Below are 25,887 nucleotides of genomic sequence, written 5' to 3'. Positions count from 1 at the left end.
AAACAGGTCCTTTACAAAATATTTTCGCGTAAAAAACATAGCATTTTTTTCCCTTTAAATCAAAAACTATGTTAATCCTTACAGAAGTCCGCCGCTGGAGGCGCATTGCCGCATGATGTGTTTACCCGATGTTTCCGGCAGCAGCGCAAAGCCTTTCCTGCCTGTCTGGCCAAAGTCATATCAATAAGAAGGCCTCTTTACAAACTGTTAGCGTATGTCACAAAATATTCATTTTCACAAAATGATCTTTCCTGTTATTCTTAAGCCGAAACCTTCTTAAAAAACTGAAACCTTCAAATGTTTTTCTGCGTATATAAGGTAATCGAAATAAGTTGGAGAGGTTGACATGATGCTACTTAGAAAATGGATGTCCCGTTTAGGAATCGGAGCTGCAAGAATTGATCTCGTTTTAGACCAGGAACAGTACAAAGTAGGACAAGTAATCAATGGAAGATACGATATTTATGGGGGAACAATCGAGCAAAAGCTAAAGAGAATTGAGTCCGATCTTGTTCAAACCCACAGGGGTCAGGATTCTCTCATCTTGAATCGATGCATCTATACTGCTTCTACAGTCCTGGCTGAGGAGAATCGGGCTATTTCATTTACGTGCCGGCTGCCGGAAGAGCTCCCGCTTTCAGATTCGGATACCTCTTATAAATTTGTAACGAAGCTTGTGTTCGATAACGGCACAGACAGTATGGACCATGACGAAATATATGTAGTTGCGCGATAAATGAAACGGGAAGCCCATCTTCAGGGCATCCCGTTTTTTTATTTTACTGAGAAGCTCTTCCTGCCGCTTCCAGCCACGTTTTCGCAAGCAGCATATTACCTGAAGAAGTCATGTGCACCCCATCTGTAGTTAACTGATACTCGCTGAACTGTTCAATAAATTCCCGGAATACTTGATGGACGGGTATCAATAGTGCGTCATATTGTTCCGCAAGCTCCCGGATGATGTGTACGTAAGGAATAAGCCTTGAATTTCCTTCAGAATGCAAATCTTCTTCTATGACAGTTGGTTCCATCAGGATAATCCGGGCATTGGTTCCTGCTGTTGTTTCGGCTAAAAGCGTTTTGTAGATTTCTCTGAATTCATTCGGCGTGACTTGCTTCTCCTCAGGCTGGTCCAGCTGTCTCCACACATCATTGATTCCTATCGAAATTGACAGATAGTCCGGTTTCTCTTCCATCACATCCTTCATCCAGCGGTCTGCAAGATCCGTTATCCGGTCACCATTTACACCCCGGTTAAGGATACGGACTTCTGCCCCTTTTCCCTCTGAAATATAAATGTCACGGATGGTCCTGACATACCCGAATCCAAGCTCATCTCGATCCTTTTGCCTGCCGGAAGCTGTTATACTGTCTCCGATGAAAACAATCTTTCCTGCCGGAAGCTGTTTATGGGTAAACACTGGCATCCGCTCCTTCTTCTGCGATATAGTAGAATCAATTGATATTTTGCTATTTTACCATACTTGATAGGAGGAAGCCCCTTGAAAACCTATATCGTGACAGGCACTTCCAGAGGTCTCGGAGCAGCAATGGCAGAGCAGCTGATCCATCCGGAGCATCATATAATTTGCATCTCCAGGAAAAAGAATAAGGAACTTTGCCGTAAAGCAAAAGAAAAGCACACTGCTTTATTTGAAATCGAGGCGGATCTGACCGTGCATGCACAGATTCCGGCTGTAATGGAAACGGTTTTCAATCAGCTGCCTCTCCCTGATTTACATTCTTTTTTTTTAATCAACAATGCCGGAATGGTTCATCCTGTTGATTTTATTGAGAAAGCCAGTGCATCTGATATGGCGCAGAATATCTCGTTAAACTTGCTTGCACCGATGATTCTCACGTCAGAGTTCATTAAAAGATCTGCCGCTCTAAAACTGGAAAAGAGGATCATGAATATTTCTTCAGGAGCTGCAAGGAAGCCATATGAAGCTTGGAGCAGCTATTGTGCCTCTAAGGCGGGACTGGACCATTTCACCCGCTGCACCGCTGAAGAACAGAAACAAAGGGAAGATGGAGTTAAATGCGTTTCAATCGCGCCAGGAGTCATTGATACCGGGATGCAGAACCATATCCGAGGACTGGAAGAGGGCCGATTCCCTGAACAAAGCCGGTTCATTCGTTTAAAGGAAGAAGGGAAGCTCTATTCAGCATCCTTAGCAGCAGAAAAACTCCTTGAAGTTTTGCATTCTGAAACGTTCGGGCAGGAAGTATTAATGGACATCAGAAATGTATAAAAAAGGGCTGCCTGAAATCTAATTTTTCCGTTCGAAAAAATGCCCGCCTGCATGCTGCAGGCGGGCATTTTTATTTTTAACTTTTTGCGGGCTCATTGGCACTCAATACCTGTATCGTAATAGAGCCTTTAACGTCATCTACAGCAGAGCGGATCAGCACAGGGAAATCATTGGTATTTTCAAACTTAAAATCAGGACCGCCCCAGGATACCGTTGCATCCTTGTCTTTCGGCACATACCCCACCTGCTTTGAATGATGATGCAGTTCTATGATCCCCAGTCCAGCTTCATCTACTGCATTATACAAAGTGGAGGAAGTTTGGCATATCCCTCCGCCTATCCCTTCGACCAATTCTTTATTAACAATTTCCATAGCTTTTTGATAGCCTCTGGCTTCTGTTCTTTCTCCAAGAATCAAATTGTAGTAAAAGCGGTCTCCGGGTCCAAGCAGGACATTGTTTATAGCGTTCGAGGATAGTTTGATATTATGGACTCTCCCTTTTACGGACGGATCAAAAACAGTCTTGAACTCTCCAATAACATGATTTGTGATCCCTGAAATATCCTCCGGCTTTACATTTGGAGCGCTCTCAACGATTGGCAATGCAATGGTCCGGTCAAACGCCCGAATATTTTCAAGCATCTCTGCTGTTTGATCCTCGTCCAGAATCACCCGCTTCTGACCTTCTGAATACTGCCCATCCTCCGTGATTTTTGCGGGAACCATAGGCTGATCAAGATCCGCTGCCAAGGCGTCCGCCACTTCAGCTCCGTTAATTTCACCTGATCCTGTCTCGTGTTTATACAGGACCTCATTCGTCCTCTTATCAATGAATTCAACTTCCCTGCTAAAGCTTTTCATTTCAAGGCTCGTCTGTTTATTAATCAAGTCTTCAGGCTTTATGTCCTTTGCTGTTTCACCCGCTGAGGCTGTACATCCGCCGGCGATTATCAGTCCTAATACCATGGCAGTTCTTTTAAGCAATTGCTCTCTCTCCCAATCCACAATTTATTTCTTTCTCCCTATATAACGAAATTCCGGCAGCATTTGTTTCATTTTTTTAACAAAATCTGCAAAAATTTATGAATAGCCACAAAAGATTCACAAATTTTCACTCTCCATCCTGCGCGAAGCCTGTTTAGCGGCCACAGTGGAGGAGTTTTGTTCCCCAAACCCCAAACCTGCCTATAAGAAAATTTTGGAACGGGCACCAGTAAATTCTATCACGAATAATAAAGACAGCATGTGTATATCGAACTATTTTTCAAGAATACCTTTTAAACCTTTGCACATTCATACCTGTATGTTCCAGCATTCTATAAAAAAGCAGAGAATTCCAATGGGATCCTCTGCTTTTTCATGATTTGATTATTCGAACCGCGGTTCTTCATATCTCCCAAACCATTTAATTCTGCTTGAGGAGACCTTAGAATAGATGATTTCTGCCACGGGCATAACAAAGGGAATGAACATCATGTAGCCAAATACCTTTGTAAGAGGCAGAGAAAGGAAGATTTTCCTGATCGTTTTCGCTCCAGAATACAGTTCTCCCTCGTCTGTTATCATATGAATTTTTTCCAAGAGGGGCCTGTTTCTTAAAAACGCATAAGGGGTTTCTTCGATTGTCTGAACCGAGGACCAGCGGATCTTTTCCTTCCAATCCAATAAAGACAGCGTTTTTTTCAAGTAAAAGCATAATGGGCATTGTGCGTCATAAAAAACTACGTGCTTCAAGCGATCTCTCCTCTCTTATATTCTTTTATACCACCAATAGAGCCCTGTTAAAACGGCTCTTGTCTGGAAGAGCGATACAGCTCCAGATTCCCATAGACGATTTTAAGGCAGGGTACCGGTATCTTTTGATTCTCAGACAACCTCAGCAAGTATCCGTGCAAATGCTCTCCCTCTGTAGGACTGGCATTTTCCATATCCCGCTGCAATGAAGACTTCATCGTGCGGTCCAATCCATCTATGGCAGTCATATGCCGATCTGCAATATCCGCAGACAATGGATAGCCGGAAGCAATCATTACAGCCTCCATCTCCTTCAAAAAAATTCCAGAGAAATTCCCTTGATTCCCTGAGCTCTCTGATTGGACCAATCGGCTGCCTGAACAAAGCAGTAACACCTGACATGACTGAAATAAACAAGTACTTTTCCCACATGTCCCGTTCAATGGAATCACTCGCAGCGGCTTCTAAGCTGCTTCCTCTGAAGGCCTTTTCAATTGATTGAATTCTTTCACTGAAATGACCATTCCATTCACCAAAAATAATCCTGTGCGCCTGGCTTGTCTGATGAATCACGCCATCACCGGTTATGTGGGATTCTATAAAGCATAAACCTCCTGCTAGCTGATGTTCCTGAAAATGCTGTTTTAACTTATGTATGTGAATCATCCCATTCAGCAGCGGAATGATTACTGTCTGATCATGGACAAATGGCTTAATGTCTAATACTGCCTGCTCAAAATGATAGGCTTTTACAGCGATCAGAATCACATCAAATGTTCCTGTGTCCCCTTTAGTGATCGTTAGCGGCTGACAGTGGTAATCTCCATGGATGCTCTTAATTACAAGACCTGACTCGCTTAGCTGCTGCCTGCGTTTTTCCCTGACTAAAAAGGTAACATCCTGTCCGTTTTCTGAGAGCCTTCCACCAAAATATCCCCCTACTGCACCAGCTCCGGTAACTAAAAATCTCATTTTTCATCCCCCTTTGTAAAAAAAGTATACAGGAGACAGATAATGACAGGGAATCAATCAGCTTGTGCACAGGTTCACAGCCCGCTGTCTGAACTTTTTTTTAGATTCATCATATAAACTCCGGACAGGATAAGGATGCCTCCTGCCACAGCGGGAAAAGTAATGGGCTCTTTTAACATATAGGCTCCTGCGGCAAGCGTAAACAGCGGTTCAGTATACAGAAAAGATGCCGTACTGGAAGAACTCAGCCTGGAGAGCGCTTTTCCCCAGAACCAGTATGCTGCGGCTGTAACAAAGATACTCAGAAAAAGCAGATGCCCCCATTGAGCAGCAGGCAGGAATAAAAGCTGGCTCCACCCGGTGCTTCTGATCATATACGGGACCATAGCCATTGAGCCTAAGAGGCTTGTATAAAAAGCAACCACAACTGCGGGATAAGGAAGATGGAGCTTTTTCAGCAGCATGGAATAAACAGACCAGTTTAGAGTGCTTGCAATCATCAGTGCAATTCCTGTAACAGAGGATGAGGTAAAACCTTCACTTGACGCGACGAGTACGATCCCTGTTAAGGCTGCCGTCATCCCTGAACCGTTTTCTCTGCTCAATGGCTTTTTATAAAAAGCAGCTGTCAAAAGAACCGTAAAAACCGGAGAGCATGCAACAAGCCAGCCCGCCGAGACAGCGTCGATGTGCTGAAGTGCGGAAACCTGCAGCCATTGATGAATAAAAACTCCAGTGCTGGCAAGCAAGACAAAAGCCGCCGCATCCCTTAAGCGGATTGCAATAGAAATCCGGAATAAAAAACAGATGCCTCCCAGTAGAACGGCAGCCAGTCCGAATCTTGATGCCACAATGGTGTAAGGCTCCAAGTTCTGAAGCAGTGCTTTACTGGAAACGAATGAAATGCCCCACAAAGCTACAGCGGCAAGCGCCAAAAGCTGAAATGGCAGTCGGCGGTTATTTTGCGGCATGTGAACCTCCCGATCATAAAAGACTTGTCCACATTTTATGCCGATGATTGCAAAAACATCACTAATGCTACGCACTTTCCGGCTAGTTCTGTTCTCCTTCATTAAATTTCAGGGTCTCTATGTCTCCAAGAACATACGTGTAAAAAAATAAACCAACAGCGAGCACCACCGCTGCAATGATAAAGGATAAAGTAAACGAACCTGTGACATCCACAATCCAGCCCGTTAAAGCAGCGGCTATTATTCCGCCGAACAGATTATTGGAGAAGTTCACGATGGAACTGGTTTGTGCCTGCGCACCCGGAGGAGAAATTTTTGAAGCAATTGTCCAGCCAATCGGTGCAGTAGCCGAAATCCCTGCAAGACCTGCTGATATGTATACCATGGATAGGATCGGATTAGCGGTAAACACGGCTCCCAAAAATGAAAATCCGGTAAGCATCCCGATTGTGATGACTCCTTTGTAAACCCTGTCAGGTTTATAGCCTTTTCTGATCAAAGCATCCACCAGCCACCCGCCGACTGCTACACCGGTTATTGAAGCAATCAGCCATGGAATAGCAGTTAAAAGAGAAGAAGAAAGCAAATCCATTTGAAATTCGTTTTTAAAAAATGTCGGGAGCCAGAGGAGAAGAAGGTTAAAAGTATACCCATATCCTGTGAATCCAATGGTGACACCCCAAACCTTTCTGCTTGTAAAAAGCTTTTTCCATATATATTTAGCCCTGTATACCGGAATGTCTGAAGAATTGGCTCCATACTTTTGAATATAATTGATTTCTTCGTCCGATATTTTTTTGTGACGTCCCGGCTCATCATAATACCTCCAAAAAATCACGGTAAAAAGCACATTAATCAGGCCGATTACAAGAAAGGCCGTACGCCAGTCAAAAAAAGTGATAAGCAGCGCTACGAGAGGTCCGCCAATCACATTTGAAAATTTGGCTGCAGAATCAAATAGAGAATTAGCTAACCCTCTTTCATGATAAGGGAACCAGTTGGCAGTCGCTTTAGAAGCAGCCGGAAAGGCGGAAGCGCTCATAATCCCTGTTAAAAACCGCAAACTATACAATAAAAGCTTCCCGGATATAAAGGCAATGAGAATGGTCAAAACACTCCAGACCGTCATCCCGATTCTTGTTACCCATGATACACCCCACTTGTCAAGCATGGATCCAATCGGAAGCTGCATCAAGGTGTAGGCATAATTATAAATCGAAAAAACGAGTCCGATTTCGGTTGCAGATAAATTAAATCCAGCTTGAAGTTCAGGAGCCGCCACTGCAATTGCAACCCTGTCAAAATAATTTAAAATAATGATGCTGCAAAGCAGCGCGGATATAGACCAGCGTGTGTTTTTACCGCTCGGTCTCTGTATAGCCTGATCTGACATTTTACGCCCTCCCCTGGGCTTAGAGTAGCTTCTCTTAAGCTTCCCATCTTGCTTAGAGGCTAGCCGGTGATTTTACTGTTCGAAATAGGTTTTTAATTGTCTTTTTAGGGAAGGTACCAATATATCTTCACATAGCTGAAAAATTTCTTTTCATGAAAGGGTAAACGTACTATAATTTCCTTATTGTTTAGCTTTGTTAAACGAAATGCTTCTCTATGAAATGGGGTTTTACTTTGCTGTTACAGCCAATGCTTATTTTTGTTCTGCAAATTATGTACGTTCCGATTCTTACACTTCGGACGATTTTTTTAGTTAAAAACCAAACCCGCGCCGCAGCAGGAGTCGGACTGCTTGAAGCTGCTATTTATATAGTAGCTCTTGGCATCGTCTTCCAGGATTTGTCCAACATTTATAATATTATTGCCTATGTTCTCGGTTTTAGTGTCGGGCTTTATCTGGGAGGACTGCTTGAAAGAAGACTGGCAATCGGATATGTGACCCACCACGTCAATCTGTCTGAGCGGTCTGATGAGCTGGTAATTGCCCTTAGAAATGCAGGCTTTGGAGTAACGGTATTTACCGGACAGGGCTTAAACTCTATGCGCTACCGCCTTGACATTGTGGCAAAACGTTCCCGTGAGCAGGAGCTTATGGATATCGTCCAGGAAATTGAGCCTAAGGCGTTTATGACCTCCTATGAACTGCGATCGTTTAAAGGCGGGTATATGGTTAATTCCATGAAAAAAAGAGCCAAAAAAATTCAGGAACAAAAGCAAAAAGACGATTCCCTGTGAATCGTCTTTTTAAATCAGTTAAAAATTATCTTTTATCGCTTTGTCAATCAGCCCCTGACACCGCTCCAGTTCCACTTTCAGCTGCTTTTTGTAAAGCATGGCTGCCTCGTAATCCTTAAATTCATAAAAAACAACCTCCTGAAGCTTCATTCCCTCTTTCTTCTTCTTGACTTGTCTAAGGACTCCATCATCAATCAATTCATGAAGCGCTTTATATACCTCTGAATGATTCGGCTTGTAGCCAAACCGTCTGAATTCATCCCTCATCGTATCAAGCAATTTAAGCCCGTAGAGCCTTTTCTGATCGGTTAACGTAATCATATACAATTTCAAGAATGCCCTCTGCTTAAGCAGAAACCCGCTGCTGTTCCTGGATTCACGCATCAAATCAGCTCCTTTATCCATACGATACTACACCATTCGCTAATAGAACATCATTTCCTTTTAACAGTCTGAAAAATGATTCTTTTTTCATTTTGTTACGTTTTTTTATACTATATGTTTATTTAGAACATAGTTTGCTTAGAAAGGTATGAATGTATTTGCTTTTGGATTTTAATAAGCAGGTGAATGCTGCACGTCTTATTTGCTGTTTATCTAGGGACTTTTACTGATTAATGGCGTTTTCATTATTGCCTTGTATAGATTTGTTTAGTGAGGCTAATATCTCAATCTGCCAATACAGCAGCCGTTCTAATTCTCCAAGTGTACCCCTGACCTTATCCTGCTTGCATTTCACCATAAATATATATTGTTTATTTAGAACATACTTTTATTAGATTAAATTTGTTCTCATACTATTATTTATTGAAAAGGGTTTTAATTAATTTCTATCACGTTATTCTGCTCTAAATTTTGCCGGTGGTTCAGGGGCTGTTTAGCAAGTACGTTCCATACTATCTCTGTTTTAAATCTGGTTAACTGACTTAATTTAAACAGAATGTTTTTGACACAGAAAACCCCCGGTTTCCAGCCGGGGGTTTTCTGTTCCGCTATTTCGCTCAGTACTATTCCGCTTTAATTCCAGCCTGTTCAAATGTAGCCATTTCACGGATCATGCATGCAGCAGACTGCAAGAGCGGATAAGCAAGCGCCGCTCCGCTTCCTTCTCCCAGTCTCAGCCCCATCTGAAGAAGCGGCTCGAGGCCGAGCCAGTTTAGCGCCGCTCTGTGTCCCGGTTCCTCGGAAAGATGACCTGCGATGAGATACTCCTTTACATTAGGGTTGATCAGCACTGCAAGACATGCTGAGGTTGTACAAATTAAACCGTCCAGCAGAACAGGAATGCGATGTTCTGCTGCTGAAAGAATAGCACCGCACATTCCGGCAATCTCAAAACCGCCAAGAGCTGAAAGGAGATCCATCGCATCTTTTGAGTCAGGCTGGTGCAAGGCGAGGCTTTGTTCGATTAAGCTGATTTTTCGCTGCTTCTCTGCCTCATTGATGCCGGTGCCATAGCCTGTAATGGACTGAATGCTCTGACCGGATAGAGCTGCCAGAAGCGCGGTGGAGGATGTAGTATTGCCGATGCCCATCTCGCCCGGGATGAGGCATTTGACGCCGGACTGAAACATTTCCTCCGCTTGTCTTCTGCCGGAAGCAACGGCTGCAGACGCTTCGCTTTTTGACATGGCTCTCCCTTTCAAAAAGTTCGAGGTTCCTTCCCGGATTTTGCATGCTTCAATTCCCGGGATGGATTCGGTCCCTTTAATCCCGATGTCAATAACCTTAAGCTGGGCTTCTATCAGACGGGCAAAAACATTAATGGCAGCTCCTCCGCTGCTGAAGTTTTTAGCCATCTGAGCCGTGACTTCAGAAGGAAAAGCAGAAACGCCTTCCTCAGCAATTCCGTGATCTGCCGCAAAAACGATCACGCCAGGCGGTGTTATTTCTGGAAAAGGCTGCCCAGTAATTTCTGCCAGGCGGACGGCCAGAGTTTCCAGCTTTCCAAGGCTTCCCTGCGGCTTAGTTAATTGATTGATATGGTGTTTAGCCTGCTCTCCGCTTGTTCTGTCGCAAGGTTTTATTACACATTCTTTATGCATAATCGGGATTCCTCAATTAATGATCGATTCAAGGGCGTGAGCCACGCCATCGTCATCATTCTTAAGGGTTTCCTCATCGCACAGCTCTTTTACAGCCGGATCTGCATTCCCCATGGCAATAGAGAGACCAGCGGCTTCCATCATGGGAACATCGTTGAAATTATCCCCAATTGCAACTGTGTCTTCCATTTTTATGCCCAGCTGTTCAGCCATTATTTGAAGCCCGCGACCTTTATGCCCCTCGGGGTTCATGATTTCCAGGTTGTTTGGTCCTGATGAAGTGGGAGCAATGCCTTCAAGCTGGGAAAGCAAAGGCAGCAGCTCCTGCTTAATGGCCGGGTCAGGAGTTAAGATAAAGAATTTTTGAATGGATAATCCTTCTTTATTCAATAAATCATCGATCTGATTAAAAAGTTTAATCGCTCCGTCTGCTTTAGGCTGTTCTGTGATTCTTCTGTATTCGCTCTCAGAAATGGAGCCCTTGCCATCCCAGGCCTCAAGAGCCGCCTTCGTCCGCTCTGACCAGCTGTTTAACACGAAAATTCCTTCGTTTGTATAGATCTTGTATGGTACGTTTCTTCTGTCCAGTAACTCAGCTGCTTTCCTGGCTGCTTTTTCTTCAATCGAAACCCTTGATAGAAGTACTCCATTTGAATAGACGACTGTCCCGTTGCTTCCTGCCAAATCACAATTCAAATCGAATTCTTTTAATACAGCCTGAATATCCTCCGGTGCTCTGCCGGAACAAATCATGATATGATGCTTTTCCTGCGCTTTTAAAATGGCATTCCGGTTTGCACCTGAGATCTTTAGTTTAGACGAAAGCAATGTTCCGTCCAGATCGATTGCAATCAGTTTCATATGTATGTCTCCTTTGCTTCTATAGATCATTCACCTTCTTTATCTTACACGTATTCCCCTCTTTCGTCATGGTTTCCCCTAAAATAGAGGATCGATTATATGCGTTTTAAAAAAAGCCGGCTCCGTTTAGAGCCGGCTCTGACAGGTCATCTGATTTGGCCATTCCCTTTCAGCTTTAACTTGGTGGTCGTTAAAGCCGGCAGGCCCATCGGACCCCTTGCATGAAGTTTTTGGGTGGAAATCCCAATCTCCGCTCCAAATCCCAATGCGCTGCCATCCGTAAATCTTGTGGATGCATTATGGTAGACGGCAGCTGCATCTACTTCATTCAGGAATTGATCTGCAGTTTCTGAATGCTCTGTAATAATCGCTTCAGAATGCTTCGTTCCATATTTGTCTATGTGACGGACTGCTTCTTCTAGATTTGCTGCGGTTTTTACTGCAATATCCAGACTAAGATACTCTTCAGCCCAATCGCTTTCTGACGCAGGAAATGCTCCATCGATATACTTGAGGGCCGCATCATCCCCATAAGCCTGGATATGATGCTGCTTCAAGGCGGCATTCAGCTTGTCATGGTGCTCTGCCATCCAGTTTTCATGAATGATTAATGTTTCTGCCGCATTACAAACAGCAGGACGGTCTGTCTTTGCATTCACGGCAATGGATAATGCCTTATCCGGATCTGCAAATTCGTCTATATAAATGTGACAGTTCCCTACTCCTGTTTCTAAAACCGGCACAGTAGCATTTTCCACTACTGCATTGATCAGTGCACCGCCTCCGCGGGGAATCAGCACATCAATGTGTTCTTTCATTGTAAACAGCTCCTGTGCTGCTTTACGGTCTGTACTTGAGATAAATTGTATAGCATCCTCTGGTATGGAGGTTTTTGCTAGCCCCCCGTGAAGGACTTTCACAATCGCCTGATTGGAATGGAGGGCAGAAGAGCCTCCTTTTAATACAATGGCGTTTCCGGATTTTAGTGCGAGTCCGGCTGCATCCGCGGTCACATTGGGCCTCGCTTCATAAATCATACCGATTACACCCAGCGGCACAGCCACCTTCTCCGCCTGAAGGCCGTTTTCAAGCTCCCAGCTTTCAAGTATCGTTCCGGATGGGTCTTCGAGGCCGACAAGGTTTCGCAAACCATCTGCAAAGTCCTTAATCCTGTCTTCTGTCAGTGTAAGCCTGTCCATATAGGCTTTGTCGTACCCTTTTTCTTTTCCCTTTTCAAGGTCCTTTTTGTTTTCCTCCAAAATGAAAGAGATATGATCATCTAATTCATCCGCGAGGATAATAAGAGCATCGTTTTTATCTTTAGTCGGCAGCATTTTCAATGTTTTGGCTGCTTCCTTTGCGTTAATAGCCTGCTGTTCAACTGTTTGACTCTCCATTAATAAAGTCATCCAATTCCTCCTTCGTTTATACGCTTGCCGGTATCGGAAGATCCAGACGGCAAACCAATCCTTCGCTGTCAACAACGGCCAATTCATCTTCATCTATTTGGAAATCCGTATTTTGCAATCTCGAAAGCTGGTCAGACGAATAATTGATAATACCAAGACCTATTTCTTCCCCGTCCAAATCCTTTAACCTGACGACAGCTCCGTTTTTAAACTTTCCGGAAACATTCAGCACATGCTGCGCATGTAGTTCACCGCTGTTTTCTACAATAGCTGATTTTGCTTTTTCATTAACCGTTACGATGCCCTCCGGACCTGAATTAAAGGCAATCCATTGCTTCCGGTGATCGAGACTGCCGTTATCCGCACTTGGATTAAAATATGTGCCCTTGGCGGTTCCATCTACCGCATCTTTAATGAGGCCTCTTACACCTGATTTTCCCAGGAAAGCCGGAATGCCCGATGCCATGGTCATCTTGAAGGCATCGATCTTGGATTTCATTCCTCCAGTGCCTACATCGCTGCCAGGTTCGCCGGCAGAGTCTTCAATTTCCTGAGTGATTTCCTGCACATTCGAAAGCAGCCTGGCTTCAGGATTGCCGCGGGGATCACTGTCATAAAGTCCATCAATATCAGAAAGAATAATCAGCTGCTCTGCATCAACCAGGCCTGCCACTTTGGCAGAAAGGGTATCATTGTCCCCGAATTTAAGGCGGTCAATGGTTACGGTATCGTTTTCGTTAACAATAGGTACGATTCCGCGGTCAAGGAGAATTTTGAGTGTATTCCGGGCATTCATATACCGTTTTTCATCTGAAAAATCACTTCTTGTAATCAAAATCTGAGAAGCTACATATCCGTGTGAAAGGAAGTATTCAGAGTATGCTTCCATAAGAAGCCCCTGCCCGATTGAAGCAGCTGCCTGTTTTTCTGTCAAAGCAGTGGGACGCTCAATGCAGCCAAGCTTTCTGTAGCCTGCCGCCACTGCACCAGAGGATACAAGAAGCACTTCATGGCCCTCTTCCTTCAGCTCGACGACTTCCTCAACAATTCTTTTCAGCTTTCGTCTGCTGATTTCTCCATGCAAGCTGGTTAAAGAACTGCTTCCGATTTTTATGACAATCCGTTTTTTGTTAGTCATCTGCAATCACTCCTATATTTACTGCCATTATGATTTCACCAAATTCGCTTCCTGGATTTGTTCGCTCATTTCTTTGCTTCGTTCTGCTGCAGACAGTACTGCTTGCGCGATTGCATTTCCGCCTCCATTAAACCGCAGCGCTTCGAGACCGGCTGCTGTTGTACCATTCGGAGAAGTTACATTTTCCCTTAACTGGGCAGGTGATTCTTCCTGGCTCATCATCATTTTGGCTGCCCCAAGAATGGTCTGCGCTCCTGCTTTTCTGGCAATGCCGGGATCCATTCCGTTTTCCTCGGCTGTTAGTTCAATACTCTCCATTAAATAGTAAAAGTAGGCTGGGCCGCTTCCTGCTATTCCAGTAAATATATCCATTTGTTCTTCCTTAATGAGAAAAACGGATCCTATTGAAGCCATCAGTTCTTCAGCCATCCACACGTTTTCCATTGAAGTTGAAGGGCTTGGTGACAGCGCTGTAGCTGATTCCTTAATCATGCTCGATGTATTGGGCATCGCCCGGATGATCTGCTGTCCGCCATGAAGATTCATTTCCATAAACTTCGTTGAAATACCGGCCATTACTGAAACAACCGCTTGATTCCTAGTGATATTTCCTTTAAGCGCATTCAGAGCCTTCTCGGCATCTTTAGGTTTCATCGCTAAGATGAACGCATCCATTTCTTCATATGGAAGGTCCTTTAAGCTGACCGCATTAATTTGGTATTTCCGGTTAAGTTCAGCAAGTCTTAAAGAATTGCTCCGGTTTGCTGCAAAAATGTTCTCTTTTCTTACTGTTCCTGAGCTTGCCATCCCGGATATCATCGCTTCCGCCATAGAGCCTGCTCCAATAAATGCTACTTTCCATTCCTTCAATGTAAGGACCCCCTTTAAAATTAGCTGACATTAACAATCCATGTGGGTGCGGATAGCCAATCTTTTCATATGCAGCTTAGTTTAAAAGCTGTTATTCCGCATTTTTTCTGTTCGCATTGTTGTTCGTGTTTTCTTTAACGTTATTTATCGTAACATGACCGAAAATGGTGTCAAGCTGGGAAAAAACCGTAAAAAAGCGGGTTATGCGCGCAACGAAAGAGAGTAAGCGCTCTCATTTTAAAGTTTAATTCTAAATGTTCAGATATTTATCATAGGGTAAGCAGGAACAGGAGCACCCCTCATTCTACAATTGAAAGGAACAATGTAAATGTTAAGGAATAATTTTTTATTCTTTTATTTTCCTCTCCCCGCCTCAGATGAACAGAGGAATAACAAATAGAGCTTGCCAGTTTATCATTTTTCTCCAAAAAAAATAAGCAGCCTATTCAGGCCGCTTATTGATGTCTTAAAAGGATGAGCATGGATTATCGACTACTTGAAGCTCTTTAGTCTGGGTAGCCATTGGGCTTTTGCAAATCGGGCATTGAGGCTCATCACTGCTTTTAAAATTATCCCGAACCCAGCAATTGCAATGGTCAGCTGTACAAGTCCAGATTTTCGTATCTTTTGTAATAATTTCCTCAACCGGTTTTTTATTATACAAGATCAAAACCCTCCTTTTATACCTCTAACTAAAAAGCTACCCAAATAAGGCAGCTTTTATTACTCGCAATTTCCGCAATACGTGAGATTATGAAGCGGCTTCTTTAGACTGGAGAATAAATCTCCAAAAACCAAAACAACGAAAGCCCTGCCTCTCTTTCATCCTTACGGCTCCTAGGCCGTGCCAGTATGAATCAGTTGTTTGGATAAACCAAATAATTCGTTTTGAAAAAGGTTTCTTGTTAAGCAGATAAACTGAAGATATGCTCCTGGAGGGTAAGAATGCGGTGAAAAGTATGTTTCTTCGTTTATTTCCCATATATAACTTAACGTACTCTCAAGTCTAGTTTCGAGTCGATCAAAAATAATTATATAACTTTTAAATGAACATGTCAATAGGAAAGGAGAAGGAATCGGGTTAATCCGCCTGCTTTTCTGTCCCGGATTTTTTGTTTACAGTAGTAACAGCATCTTTAATCATGGATACGAATCCCCGTTCCTGCAAGAGCTCCAGTCCTTCCGCTGTAGAGCCTCCCGGAGTTGTGACCTGTTCTCTCAGCGATGCCGGATTTCCGGTATTCTTAAGCATCGCAGAGGATCCTGATACCATGCTGCTTACAAGCAGCTCCGCCTTCGATTCGGAAATGCCGTATTCCACCGCCTTCTCAATCAATACCTCAGCAAATAGATAGATAAAAGCAGGTGCGCTTCCTGTAATAGCTGTAAGCATTCCGATTTCTTCTTCCGTACATTCTTCAGAATCCCCAATTGCATCCAGCAGGAGCTCCAGACTGTGTCTTTGCAGGACTGAGAGCGGTGTCCCCCCTGTGCAGTATAAAGAGATGCTCTGTCCAACCTGAGCTGCTGTATTCGGCATGATCCAGGCAGCGGCGGTCCCGGACAGAGCCTTCTCCAGCTTAGAGGGACCGATTCCCGCTGCAATCGTGACAGTTAGCTGATCGCTTATTAAATTCTTTAATTTGGGCAGCACGTCTTTATGCTCTTCCGGCGGAACAGCGAGGACAATCACATCTGCTTCCTGCACTTTTTCCTGCCAATTCAGGGCCGTCTCTGCCTCATATTGTCTTTTTAAACGATCCAGCCTTAAAATATTGGATTGATTCGATACGATTATTTTGCTGATCTCACCGGACTTTTTTGCTGTCAATCCCGCAATCATAGCTTCTGCCATTCTTCCTGCACCTATAAATAAGATAACTGGCTTTTTCATGCCGCTCCCACTTTCCGGTTCACTTATTGTTTAAAAATTATAGCATAAACATTTTAATTCGTCTGCACCATCGGGCAATTGATACAGTTTTTAATTATTAGTGAAACAGATTTGCGCTGTATGATTAGTTGTTTCATATTTCTTTAAACAGTCTGATGGCCCTGATCTATAAGTTCTTTATATCGAACCTTTTTCCACAGCCTGCCGGGAGTTGTTCACAGCCTGACCATTGATAAATATATTTATTAATAAAAACTGCTCTTTTTTGTCCGTCAGTCAAGGCTCACAATTCCATAAAAAAAGCCCTGCGAAGGGCTTAGTCTGATACAGGAATTTCTTTAACGCTTTCTCTGCTGACTATATAATATCCTGACACCATTTTTGGAGGTACTTTTTTTCCTTCCAGAAGACAGACGATGGACCAGGCTGCATTCATCCCTACATCAAAGTAGTGAAAGCTGACGGTAGTCAATCCGGGATGGACCATTTCAGAGATTCGGTATCCGCCAAATCCCGCGACAGAAATATCATCCGGCACAGAATATCCTTTTTCCTGAATAGCTTTCATAGCCCCGAGTGCCATATTGTCAGTTGCGCAAACTATGATATCCGGATGGTGCTTGCTTAAAGCTGTTTCTGCTGCCTTTTTTGCTTTTTCCATAGAAAAGTCAGCTTCTACTACTTGGACCGTACAGGAGCTGCGCTGCTTTAGTGCATCGAGGAAGCCGCGTTTCCGGGCTACACCAACCGCTTTATCTTTTTCACTAACCCCGATATACATTACATTTCGGTGACCTTTCCCATCAATAAATTTGCCTAAATCATATCCTGCATGGTAATCATCATGAATAATAAAGTGGTACCTGTCATTTTCCTGTCCGATAATTAATACCGGCATATCCGCGCTTTTTAATGCTTCGTCATGCTGATCAGTTAATTCTGCTGCCATAAGAATAATTCCGGCAACTTTTTGCCTTGTAAAAGCATAAATGTTTTCGATTTCCCTATCAAGCCGCTGATCGGTATTCGCCACGAGCATTTGAAAGCCCAGTTCTTTTAACCTCTCGTCAATCCCCATCAGCATTTTTGTCATCGTAAAAGAATCAAGTCTTGGTATAATGACTCCAATAAAATTGGTTCGTTTCTGCTTTAGACTTTGCGCGAAGGAGTTCGGTTCAAATTTTGTTTCAGCTACTGCTTTTTGTATTTTTTCAGAGGTTACAGCACTAACATAGCCGCCGTTTAAATACCTGGATACTGTACTTTTAGAAACTCCAGCCATTGCCGCAATATCGGATATCGTAGTTTTCATGTACATCCCTCCTGCATCGAAAGACCGCCCTCGTTTATAATCCATTATTGTATTACAGCTGCAAGGAAAAAAACAAGCGCGTTGTGCCCTTGTTTATTTGTTTACATAATTATATTATAATCACTTATTTTCATCCGGGTTATGACTTTACAAGACTGTACCCGAGCTTATTCCAAATGTATTGGATCCCTTGCTTAAAAGAGGAGAATGCTTGAAGCGATAAGCCGTATCCTCTGCTGATCATCTGCCGGGCCATCTGCGGCCGCAGCCCTACACATATGGTTTCCACACCCATCAGGGCCAGCGCTTTAACAAGCTGTTCAAGTTTTTCTACAACCGCCTCTTCTGGAACCGAATACATTTCGGAAAAATCAAGCAGGATAAAGCGGGCTTGATTTTTACCGGCAAACGATAAAATCTTAGTGGTCATGTGCTCCATTCGCGGCTCAGATAAAAAGCCTGTAATCGCCACTAAAAAAGTATGATCCAGCATGGTTCCTATAATGGGCGTATACAGTTCTTCCATCATCTTACGGCCGGAAAGCAGCTCATTTTCATAATGAGTTACATCCTTCCAGGTAAGAATGTACCCACGCGCTTCAGGAAGCCGGTCTACAACGATATGGGCTGAATAGGTCCGGAAAAGCTGGATGGAAGCGGAGAAAGGAAGCGGGCCGTTCTCGATTTTATGTATGTGTTCTTCCCTGTGAAACGTTTTTAGATTCATGCCAGTAAAAGATGCAGCGTCAGGCAGGTTCATATGGGGGGCCACTGTGTTCAGCAGTTTCTCTGCACTATCATTAAACCAAACAATGTTCAGCTCGCCATCTGTGAGAATGAGAGACTCCCCAACACAATTCAGCAGGCCGACCGGGTTAACGCCTTGCAGCAATTCCTTCGGTTTTTCCAACAGCTCAAGACCTCGCTTTCGTATGTTATAGCCTCCTTTTGCCTGTATAATTTTTATGCATCTTGAAAGTAATGTTTATAAAAACCGCTGATTTTCCCTGAGTTGTCGGCTACAAAATAAAACTCGTCCGTTTCATTTTTCACCTCATACGCTGCACCTTTCGTCAGCTTGCGGTTCACAATATATTTCTCTGCATCTGTGTGTACACAAGTGACCGTTTTAATGGTTTCTTTATCCTGCCAATTTAAATGATTCATTGGTTTAGTACCCCTTTACTGGAATTTATTTTTAAAATTTGCGCTGGTTCTCCTCATTTAGACGGGCTTCTTATGCTTTTCAATCTTGGCATACTTTTGCAGCGCCACAAGGGAACTACCCATATTTTATTCTTATTTTACCGTAAACAGTTGAGGAACAAAAGCCTTAGGGCTGTCGCCCAACCGAAATTCATCTCCGCCTTACCGTTGGTGCTGTCGCACCTTCACACGCTTGAAGAGGGAGACTTCTTCAATTTTTTCGCAAATTGACGAGCATCATCGCTCAATGATGATTCCCGTCATGTCGTCATGTCTGTGACCCAGCGTATGTTCTTTGTATCTGAGGGCTTCAGCATAGTTTTCCAGCCCATACATAAATGCCTCTTTGCATACTTCCTCCAGGCTCCATTCAGGGTGAAAAAGTCCATCACTCATTAGAAAAATACGGGTAACGGAAGTCAGATCTATTTCCCCGGTCTGAATGTATTCCCTGAATTCCTTGTCTCCGTTTGCTACAGAATATCCTTCAGGGCGGTTAGCCAATGACCTGTGACTTTTCATGCGTTCCACAGGATTTTCATCATAAAAGCTTTCCGGGGGCACGGCTGCCCCCAGATTTCTGGCCTTTTCACGATAAAGCCGTGCCCGGTCCGAAATCCCCTTCACAGAGTCCTCTGTCAGGATCCGAACATTGCCGTCACGGTTTTCTGCTGCAATCATACAGTCCCCGCATTGGACAAATTCCAGCCGATTCCCTGTTATCCGGATCACAGCTGCACAGGATGCCCACCTTAGATGCCGGTCATCCACGGATATTCCGGCTTCATTCATAACCCTCATTAATGAGTCATTCGCACTAATGAGCCACTCTGCTAAATTCTCCCCATCCTCTGCAGATTCCAAAGTGCCTGCCAGATGATGCGATGCGAGATAAGCTCCATTATGGCCACCTTTAAACAGATCAGGAGTCAGTGGTGTCACTCCATCAAAAACACCAAATGTCTTTTGATTCGGAGATACATAAAAGGCATCTTCAATTTCATTTTTTTCCGGACTTTTATGGCTGAGCAAGGAAATCTTCAATGGCAAACGCCCCTTTCTAACGATTTAGCTCCTTCCTGAGTTTAGCGTACATTGGAAAATCAGAATCGTCGGCCTATCCACTGAATAAATATAAGGGGATCATACAGCTGTTCCTAATGGAGGGATCTATGTTTTGGAAGCAGTTAATCCTTACATCATTGCGATTCAGACCTGGTGCAGGCAAATCGGCTCTTCCTGGGCGGGTATAAGAGCATTCGCTTTGCAGGGAGTCCATCTTGATGAAATACTGGATTGGGAAATGCGCTTTAGTCAGCTCCGGCTTCAAAGCGAAGCACGGATGCCTGAAGTATCCGTTTCCAGGCTGTACGAAGAAGCCAATGAACTTTTTTTCCTGCTGGAAAGATTTACTCAGGAAGCAGAAGAAATCACGCAATTTGGGAATCCGCTTCAATCCCGGTCCCAGGGAGTCCCTGCAGGCGGACACCAGCTTCCTCCTCTCCCTTATGCCTATAATGCCCTTGAGCCCTATATACCGGAAGAGATTATGAGACTTCACCATCTTAAGCATCATCAAAGCTACGTTGATGGACTGAATAAAGCTGAACTGGAAATGAAGCGTGCAAGAGAGACGAATGATTTTTCCTTGATTAAACATTGGGAACGGGAAGCTGCTTTCCATGGCGCAGGGCATTATCTTCATACTCTATTCTGGACGATCATGTCTCCTGCCGGCTGCGGCGAACCAAAAGGACCCCTGCTGGATGCCATTACCAGTTATTTTGGAAGCTTTGATGCTTTTAAACGACACTTCTCAAGTGCGGCAGTGAATGTGGAAGGATCAGGATGGGCTCTGCTTGTCTGGTCCCCCAGAGCGGGAAGACTGGAAATTCTAAACGCTGAAAAGCATCAAAATTTAAGCCAATGGGAGGCCATCCCGATTCTCGTCCTCGATATGTGGGAGCATGCCTATTATTTAAAGTATAAAAATGACCGCAGCACCTATGTATCAAATTGGTGGAACACTGTGAATTGGCAGGAAGCATCGAAGCGGTATATGGAAGCAAGAAAACTAAGATGGACTCCTTATTGACCTTACCCACCGGCTTATGGGTTCCTGGATTCAGCAGCTCTATGGGAAATGAGATTAATAACGGCATCCATCCACTCATTTAATGTTTTGAAAAAAATCGGCAGATCCAGTTCCTCAGTGGAGCCGTCGACCATCGTCTCTGCAATGGCATTTCGAAAGGACTGAAGAGCCATATTCAAGAAAACCGGCGGCCAGTTTTCTTTTAAAAGCCTCACCAGCTGCTCATCCAGCTGTTCAGTCCTTTTGCTCTGAAAATCAGTAAAATAGTGAAAAACTGCTTGAAAAAGCTGATCCAGCTCACCAGTCCGTGCTAAAAATGGCAGGAACTCAGCCTCTCCTCTTCGATTCAGGTCAGCCTTCCATTTATCAAATATCCCGTCTTTCTGTCTCAATGCCTCACTAATCATAAGCTGAATCATATACTGTCCCTCCGCTTCGTGCATTTCTTGTTCAGCCCTATTCGTCTGTTTGCGGCCTAATTACTCTTAATATAGCATCAAAAAAAGCATCAGCCAATGGATTCAGCCATTTCGTATAAAAGCTAAAATACAAGATTCTATGAATACGAACCCCGGGTATTTTTCTTACGGAAAGCGAACACCTGCAAAAAGACCCATTCCGGACGGAATGGGTCTTTCTCCGGTGCTATCAGCCTTCAAGAAGCAAAGACTCTGGATCTTCAAGAAGCTCTTTCACCGCGGCAAGGAAGCTTACCGCTTCTTTGCCGTCAACAATTCTGTGATCATATGAAAGGGCAATGTACATCATCGGGCGGTTTTCCATTCTTTCCTGATCAAGGGCAATCGGACGCCATTGAATCTTATGCATTCCCAGTATGCCTACCTGCGGAGCATTAAGGATTGGCGTGGAAAGAAGAGAGCCGAAAACCCCTCCGTTTGTAATGGTGAACGTTCCGCCTTGCAGCTCGTTTAACGCAAGCTTGTTATCTTTTGCTTTCTTGGCAAGATTGGAGATCTCTCCTTCAATTCCTGCAAAGGACAAGCGGTCCGCATCCCTGACCACCGGGACTACAAGTCCATCCGGAGCAGCAACGGCGATCCCGATGTCATAAAATTTCTTAAGGACCAGCTCAGTCCCTTGAATCTCAGCATTTAACAGCGGGAATTGCTTAAGGGCAGCTACAACTGCTTTTGTGAAAAAGGACATAAAGCCAAGGCGCACGTCGTGCTGCTCGAAGAACTTATCCTTCCGTCGTTTTCTAACATCCATAACGGCTGTCATATCGACTTCGTTAAATGTAGTAAGCATGGCAGCTGTTTGCTGAACTTCAACGAGCCGGTTAGCAATCGTCTGTCTTCGTCTGGACATTTTGACGCGTTCCACAGGCTTTGCAGGATTATCTGCCTGCTGCTGAGGTGCTTTTTCTGTCTGCTTAGCAGGAGCAGATGGCTGCTGGACGTTCTGATGGTTCTCAATATCATGCTTGCGTACCCGTCCAAGCGGATCAGAAGTGCTGACTGAACTTAAATCAATGCCTTTTTCTCTGGCAAGCTTTCTCGCTGCCGGGGAGGCAATGGTCCGGTTTCTGGAGTCCTGCTGAACCGGTGTTTCATTTTCTCTGGAAGGAATATGATCCGTTTTTGGTTCTTCTTTTTTGGACTCTTCTTTCACAGGCTTGGCTTCAGCCGTTTCCTGCTTTTGCTCTTCTTTGTTTTCCCCGCCGCCCGCTTCATTTTTTTCATCGATTGTTCCGATGATTTCACCTACTGTAACGGTATCCCCGGCTTCCTTGAGCACTTCCTTTAAAACCCCGGATTCCTCGGCTGTTAATTCAACATTTACTTTGTCTGTCTCAAGCTCCAGCAAATACTCTCCCTGTTCTACAAAATCCCCCGGCTGCTTCAGCCATTGAGCAATTGTTCCTTCCGAGATTGATTCTGCCAGTTCCGGTACTTTGATTTCAGCCATGATTATTTCCCCCTTAGTTTCGTGTAATCGCCTGCATGATAATGCGTTCCTGATCTTTTTTATGGACGGTCGGATCTCCTTCAGCCGTACTGGATCTCCTGTCTCTTCCAATATATGATACTTCTGCTCCGGCTGGTGCTGATTTGCGCAGCCTCGGCTCGATATAAGTCCAAGCCCCCATATTCTCCGGCTCTTCCTGAACCCAGATAACTTCCTGCAGGTTTTCATATCTCGAAAAAATCGAGTCGATTTCATTTTGAGGGTAAGGGTACAATTCCTCCACCCGCAGGATATGAAGCCAATCTGAGTTCTCTTCTGATTGACGGATTTTATCTGAAAGATCGATTGCGAGTTTACCGCTGCAGAGAACAACCCTGCTTACCATGCTTCGGTCTCCGCCCATACCAGATTGCTCCAGTACCTTTTTGAAGGATCCGCTGCTTAGCTCCTGTACATCAGAAACCGTGTTTGGATTTCGCAGAAGACTCTTAGGAGTCATGATAACGAGCGGCCGCACTTCTTCCATCTGAAGAATCTTCGCCTGCCTTCTTAAAATATGGAAGTACTGGGCTGCACTTGTAAGGTTCGCAACTGTCCAGTTGTTTTCCGCTGCAAGCTGAAGGTAACGCTCTAATCTTCCGCTGGAATGTTCAGGCCCCTGACCCTCATAGCCATGAGGCAGAAGCATCACCAGTCCGGATTTTTGGCCCCATTTTGCCCGTCCGGCTGAGATAAACTGATCAAAAAATACTTGAGCTGCATTGGCAAAATCACCGTATTGAGCTTCCCATAACACGAGCGTTTCTGGAGAAAACACATTATAGCCATACTCAAACCCGATTACTGAGCCTTCAGAGAGCGGGCTGTTATGAACAGCAAAGGAAGCCTTTGCCTGCTCAAGCCTGTGAAGCGGAGAGTAGATCGCCCCATTTTCGCTGTCATGCAGAATTAGATTCCGCTGAGCAAACGTTCCCCGTTCAGAATCCTGTCCGCTCAGACGGATCGGAGTCCCATCAAGAAGAATGGATCCAAAAGCAAGAGCTTCAGCAAGCCCCCACTCGACCTTGTGGTCCTCTTCCAATACACTTGAGCGGCGTTCAAGAATTCTTTGCAGTTTTCCAAACACATTAAAGTTTTCCGGCCATTCAACCAACGCGCGGTTTATAGCGTGGATATTGCTGATATCGACGGCTGTGTCTATGGAAGGGATTCCATGGGAAATCGTTTCCGGAAGCTGGATTTCATGCACCTGGGCAACTTTCTTATCCGGTACCTTTTTGTAGGCTGTTTCAAATCTGTTTTGCACTTCATTTTCAAGAGCTTCTATCTCTTCAGCTGTCAAAACCTCTTCTTCTTTTAGTGCTTTGGAATAAAGCGTTTTGACTGTATCATGTGCTTTGATTTTTGTGTACAGCTGAGGCTGTGTTGTCATCGGCTCATCCATTTCATTGTGTCCGAAACGGCGGTAGCCGATCAGATCGATAAGGAAGTCCTTTTTAAACAGCCTTCTGTATTCAGATGCAAGATACGCTGCAGCCAGGCAGGCTTCCGGGTCATCCGCATTTACATGGAGGATGGGAATTTCATATCCTTTAGCCAGATCGCTCGCATAGCGGGTTGATCTTGAATCTGTACTTTCAGTCGTGAAACCAATCATATTGTTCGCTATGATATGGATGGTTCCGCCAGTCTGATAGCCCTTAAGCTGGCTGAGGTTCAGCGTTTCTGCAACAATTCCCTCTCCAGGAAAAGCAGCATCGCCGTGAATAAGAACAGCCATAGACTTGCTTGTATCCAGTTCAGGGAAGCCGCTCACGTTTCTGTCTTCCTGCGCAGCGCGTGTATAGCCTTCTACAATTGGATCAATATATTCCAGGTGGCTCGGGTTGTTTGCAAGAGTAATGCGGGCCCGCACCATGTTTTCATCTTTAATTTGTCTGTCCGCTCCCAAATGGTATTTAACATCGCCGCTCCAGCCGTAATTGATTCCTGTGGATCCTTCAGAAGGAACTAGATCCTTGTTCGGTGCATGCTGGAATTCGGAAAAGATGATTTCATATGGCTTTCCGAGAACGTGGGCGAGAACATTCAGCCGGCCGCGGTGGGCCATTCCGATGTTAATCGTTTTCGTCCCATACTCTACAGCGCTCTGCACCATTTCATCCAGTATTGGGACAAGCATATCAAGACCTTCAATGGAAAATCTTTTTTGGCCGACAAACGTTTTATGAAGATATTTTTCAAAGCCTTCTACTTCAAAAAGCCTTTTCAGAAGAGCTTTTCTCTTCTCTTTAGTATGCGGTTTAAATAAATCGCCAGTTTCCACCATCCGTTTCAGCCAGTTCTTTTCCTCAAAGCGATGAACATGGTCAAATTCAAATGACAGGGATTTTTTATAGCTTTCTTTTAAGTGCATAATGGCATCATATCCATTTTTTACGCTGGATGGAGCGTCCTCGCACAGGACAGCAGAAGGAATTTCCTTTAAATCCTCTTCAGAAAGCCCGTATGCCTCAATGCTAAGCAAATCCTGACTGTCGCCCATCCCCTCAATCGGGAAAATGGATGCATTTAAATGTCCGTACGTACGAATATCTTCAGCCAATTTGACAGCTGAAGCTACTTTAACAATTTTTTCAGGACCGAAATCCGCTCTCGTCTGATTGGATTCAGGTGCAGCAGCAGCGGATGTGGAGCCATTATCCGGCGGATGCCCCAATTGATGAAACAGCTCCTGTAGCTCAGGCTCAACTGATTCGGGATTTTCCGTAAATTGATCATACAGGTCCATGACATAGCCAAGGTTAGGACCATGGAAATCTTCCCATGTAACATTGACCTTTGACTTTGTTTGCGGCATTTCACATTACCCCCAACTAATAATTACCAAATGTAAGTAATAGGATATTATTCTGGAATAAATTTCAGCTGACTGCGTCTAATGAAAAACTGTTTAAAACGCTTCCATAGATATTTTAACACTACCATTTCGTGTTTCCAACAATAAT

General features: G+C 44.2%; 24 protein-coding genes and 1 pseudogene. 4 read left to right on the top strand and 21 right to left on the bottom strand.

Features of this window, described 5'->3' with window-relative positions:
* Window positions 1-346 precede the first annotated feature (346 nt).
* Window positions 347-736 (top strand): sporulation protein, encoded by a 390-nt coding sequence (locus ACQCVE_RS02600; protein WP_426844189.1) that lies wholly within the window; start codon window positions 347-349, stop codon window positions 734-736.
* A 43-nt stretch (window positions 737-779) separates the two neighbouring features.
* On the opposite strand, the gene ACQCVE_RS02595 is transcribed toward ACQCVE_RS02600, so the two are convergent.
* Complete coding sequence (locus tag ACQCVE_RS02595; RefSeq protein WP_426861475.1) at window positions 780-1,421, bottom strand: SGNH/GDSL hydrolase family protein; 642 nt, start codon at window positions 1,419-1,421, stop codon at window positions 780-782.
* A gap of 81 nt (window positions 1,422-1,502) precedes the next feature.
* On the opposite strand from ACQCVE_RS02595, the gene ACQCVE_RS02590 reads away from it, so the two are divergent.
* On the top strand, window positions 1,503-2,255 hold the full coding sequence (locus ACQCVE_RS02590) for a (S)-benzoin forming benzil reductase (RefSeq protein ID WP_426861473.1): 753 nt from the start codon (window positions 1,503-1,505) through the stop codon (window positions 2,253-2,255).
* Window positions 2,256-2,331: 76 nt separating this feature from the next.
* On the opposite strand, the gene ACQCVE_RS02585 is transcribed toward ACQCVE_RS02590, so the two are convergent.
* The 5 genes and pseudogenes from ACQCVE_RS02585 to ACQCVE_RS02565 all read right to left on the bottom strand — a co-directional run bounded on the left by ACQCVE_RS02585 (window position 2,332) and on the right by ACQCVE_RS02565 (window position 7,326).
* The gene (locus ACQCVE_RS02585; RefSeq protein WP_426861471.1) at window positions 2,332-3,240 is read right to left on the bottom strand and encodes a VanW family protein; all 909 of its coding nucleotides are present in this window, start codon (window positions 3,238-3,240) and stop codon (window positions 2,332-2,334) included.
* Between the two features lie 384 nt (window positions 3,241-3,624).
* On the bottom strand, window positions 3,625-3,990 hold the full coding sequence (locus ACQCVE_RS02580; RefSeq protein WP_426861469.1) for a thiol-disulfide oxidoreductase DCC family protein: 366 nt from the start codon (window positions 3,988-3,990) through the stop codon (window positions 3,625-3,627).
* Between the two features lie 47 nt (window positions 3,991-4,037).
* Window positions 4,038-4,962 (bottom strand): annotated as a pseudogene (locus ACQCVE_RS02575) (ketopantoate reductase family protein).
* Between the two features lie 74 nt (window positions 4,963-5,036).
* Complete coding sequence (locus tag ACQCVE_RS02570) at window positions 5,037-5,933, bottom strand: DMT family transporter (RefSeq protein WP_426861467.1); 897 nt, start codon at window positions 5,931-5,933, stop codon at window positions 5,037-5,039.
* A gap of 82 nt (window positions 5,934-6,015) precedes the next feature.
* Entirely contained in the window at window positions 6,016-7,326 is a 1,311-nt protein-coding gene (locus ACQCVE_RS02565; RefSeq protein ID WP_426861465.1) for an MFS transporter, read from the bottom strand.
* A gap of 236 nt (window positions 7,327-7,562) precedes the next feature.
* On the opposite strand from ACQCVE_RS02565, the gene ACQCVE_RS02560 reads away from it, so the two are divergent.
* Entirely contained in the window at window positions 7,563-8,120 is a 558-nt protein-coding gene (locus tag ACQCVE_RS02560) for a DUF2179 domain-containing protein (RefSeq protein ID WP_426844263.1), read from the top strand.
* Window positions 8,121-8,138: 18 nt separating this feature from the next.
* Here ACQCVE_RS02560 and ACQCVE_RS02555 read toward each other — a convergent pair whose 3' ends face one another.
* The 12 genes from ACQCVE_RS02555 to ACQCVE_RS02500 all read right to left on the bottom strand — a co-directional run bounded on the left by ACQCVE_RS02555 (window position 8,139) and on the right by ACQCVE_RS02500 (window position 19,899).
* Window positions 8,139-8,504 carry a Replication termination protein gene (locus tag ACQCVE_RS02555; RefSeq protein ID WP_426844181.1) on the bottom strand — a complete coding sequence of 122 codons (366 nt, stop codon included), beginning with the start codon at window positions 8,502-8,504 and terminating at the stop codon, window positions 8,139-8,141.
* Window positions 8,505-9,127: 623 nt separating this feature from the next.
* On the bottom strand, window positions 9,128-10,165 hold the full coding sequence (cobT, locus tag ACQCVE_RS02550; RefSeq protein ID WP_426861463.1) for a nicotinate-nucleotide--dimethylbenzimidazole phosphoribosyltransferase: 1,038 nt from the start codon (window positions 10,163-10,165) through the stop codon (window positions 9,128-9,130).
* Between the two features lie 12 nt (window positions 10,166-10,177).
* Complete coding sequence (locus ACQCVE_RS02545; RefSeq protein WP_426844179.1) at window positions 10,178-11,026, bottom strand: Cof-type HAD-IIB family hydrolase; 849 nt, start codon at window positions 11,024-11,026, stop codon at window positions 10,178-10,180.
* A gap of 146 nt (window positions 11,027-11,172) precedes the next feature.
* Window positions 11,173-12,435, bottom strand: coding sequence for a glutamate-5-semialdehyde dehydrogenase (locus ACQCVE_RS02540; protein WP_426861461.1), 1,263 nt, complete (start codon window positions 12,433-12,435; stop codon window positions 11,173-11,175).
* A gap of 16 nt (window positions 12,436-12,451) precedes the next feature.
* Entirely contained in the window at window positions 12,452-13,573 is a 1,122-nt protein-coding gene (proB, locus tag ACQCVE_RS02535) for a glutamate 5-kinase (RefSeq protein WP_426861459.1), read from the bottom strand.
* Window positions 13,574-13,600: 27 nt separating this feature from the next.
* On the bottom strand, window positions 13,601-14,443 hold the full coding sequence (gene proC / locus ACQCVE_RS02530; protein WP_426844176.1) for a pyrroline-5-carboxylate reductase: 843 nt from the start codon (window positions 14,441-14,443) through the stop codon (window positions 13,601-13,603).
* Between the two features lie 466 nt (window positions 14,444-14,909).
* Window positions 14,910-15,107: a cold-inducible protein YdjO-related protein gene (locus ACQCVE_RS02525; RefSeq protein ID WP_426844175.1), complete on the bottom strand. Its 198-nt coding sequence runs from the start codon at window positions 15,105-15,107 to the stop codon at window positions 14,910-14,912.
* A gap of 417 nt (window positions 15,108-15,524) precedes the next feature.
* Entirely contained in the window at window positions 15,525-16,337 is an 813-nt protein-coding gene (gene proC / locus ACQCVE_RS02520; protein WP_426844174.1) for a pyrroline-5-carboxylate reductase, read from the bottom strand.
* Window positions 16,338-16,653: 316 nt separating this feature from the next.
* Window positions 16,654-17,649, bottom strand: a complete 996-nt coding sequence (locus tag ACQCVE_RS02515) for a LacI family DNA-binding transcriptional regulator (protein WP_426844173.1) — start codon at window positions 17,647-17,649, stop codon at window positions 16,654-16,656.
* A 139-nt stretch (window positions 17,650-17,788) separates the two neighbouring features.
* Window positions 17,789-18,559 carry a hypothetical protein gene (locus ACQCVE_RS02510; protein WP_426844172.1) on the bottom strand — a complete coding sequence of 257 codons (771 nt, stop codon included), beginning with the start codon at window positions 18,557-18,559 and terminating at the stop codon, window positions 17,789-17,791.
* A gap of 53 nt (window positions 18,560-18,612) precedes the next feature.
* Window positions 18,613-18,816, bottom strand: coding sequence for a DUF6501 family protein (locus ACQCVE_RS02505; protein WP_426844171.1), 204 nt, complete (start codon window positions 18,814-18,816; stop codon window positions 18,613-18,615).
* Between the two features lie 276 nt (window positions 18,817-19,092).
* A complete protein-coding gene (locus ACQCVE_RS02500; protein WP_426844170.1) occupies window positions 19,093-19,899 on the bottom strand; it encodes a protein phosphatase 2C domain-containing protein in 807 nt (268 codons plus the stop codon).
* Window positions 19,900-20,032: 133 nt separating this feature from the next.
* Here ACQCVE_RS02500 and ACQCVE_RS02495 point away from each other — a divergent pair, with 133 nt between their 5' ends.
* Window positions 20,033-20,950, top strand: a complete 918-nt coding sequence (locus ACQCVE_RS02495; protein WP_426861457.1) for a superoxide dismutase — start codon at window positions 20,033-20,035, stop codon at window positions 20,948-20,950.
* A gap of 14 nt (window positions 20,951-20,964) precedes the next feature.
* Here the strand turns inward: ACQCVE_RS02495 and ACQCVE_RS02490 are convergent, their stop codons facing one another.
* The 3 genes from ACQCVE_RS02490 to sucA all read right to left on the bottom strand — a co-directional run bounded on the left by ACQCVE_RS02490 (window position 20,965) and on the right by sucA (window position 25,739).
* Window positions 20,965-21,369 carry a hypothetical protein gene (locus ACQCVE_RS02490; RefSeq protein ID WP_426861455.1) on the bottom strand — a complete coding sequence of 135 codons (405 nt, stop codon included), beginning with the start codon at window positions 21,367-21,369 and terminating at the stop codon, window positions 20,965-20,967.
* Between the two features lie 229 nt (window positions 21,370-21,598).
* Complete coding sequence (gene odhB / locus ACQCVE_RS02485) at window positions 21,599-22,879, bottom strand: 2-oxoglutarate dehydrogenase complex dihydrolipoyllysine-residue succinyltransferase (protein ID WP_426844167.1); 1,281 nt, start codon at window positions 22,877-22,879, stop codon at window positions 21,599-21,601.
* A gap of 13 nt (window positions 22,880-22,892) precedes the next feature.
* Window positions 22,893-25,739 carry a 2-oxoglutarate dehydrogenase E1 component gene (gene sucA / locus ACQCVE_RS02480; protein WP_426861453.1) on the bottom strand — a complete coding sequence of 949 codons (2,847 nt, stop codon included), beginning with the start codon at window positions 25,737-25,739 and terminating at the stop codon, window positions 22,893-22,895.
* Window positions 25,740-25,887: the final 148 nt, after the last annotated feature.

It is taken from the genome of Metabacillus sp. 113a (assembly GCF_050107635.1).
In the GTDB taxonomy this organism is placed as follows: Bacteria; Bacillota; Bacilli; order Bacillales; family Bacillaceae; genus Metabacillus_B.
The sequence above is the reverse complement of the archived record's forward strand: the minus strand, read 5'-3'. Positions and strand labels throughout refer to the sequence as shown.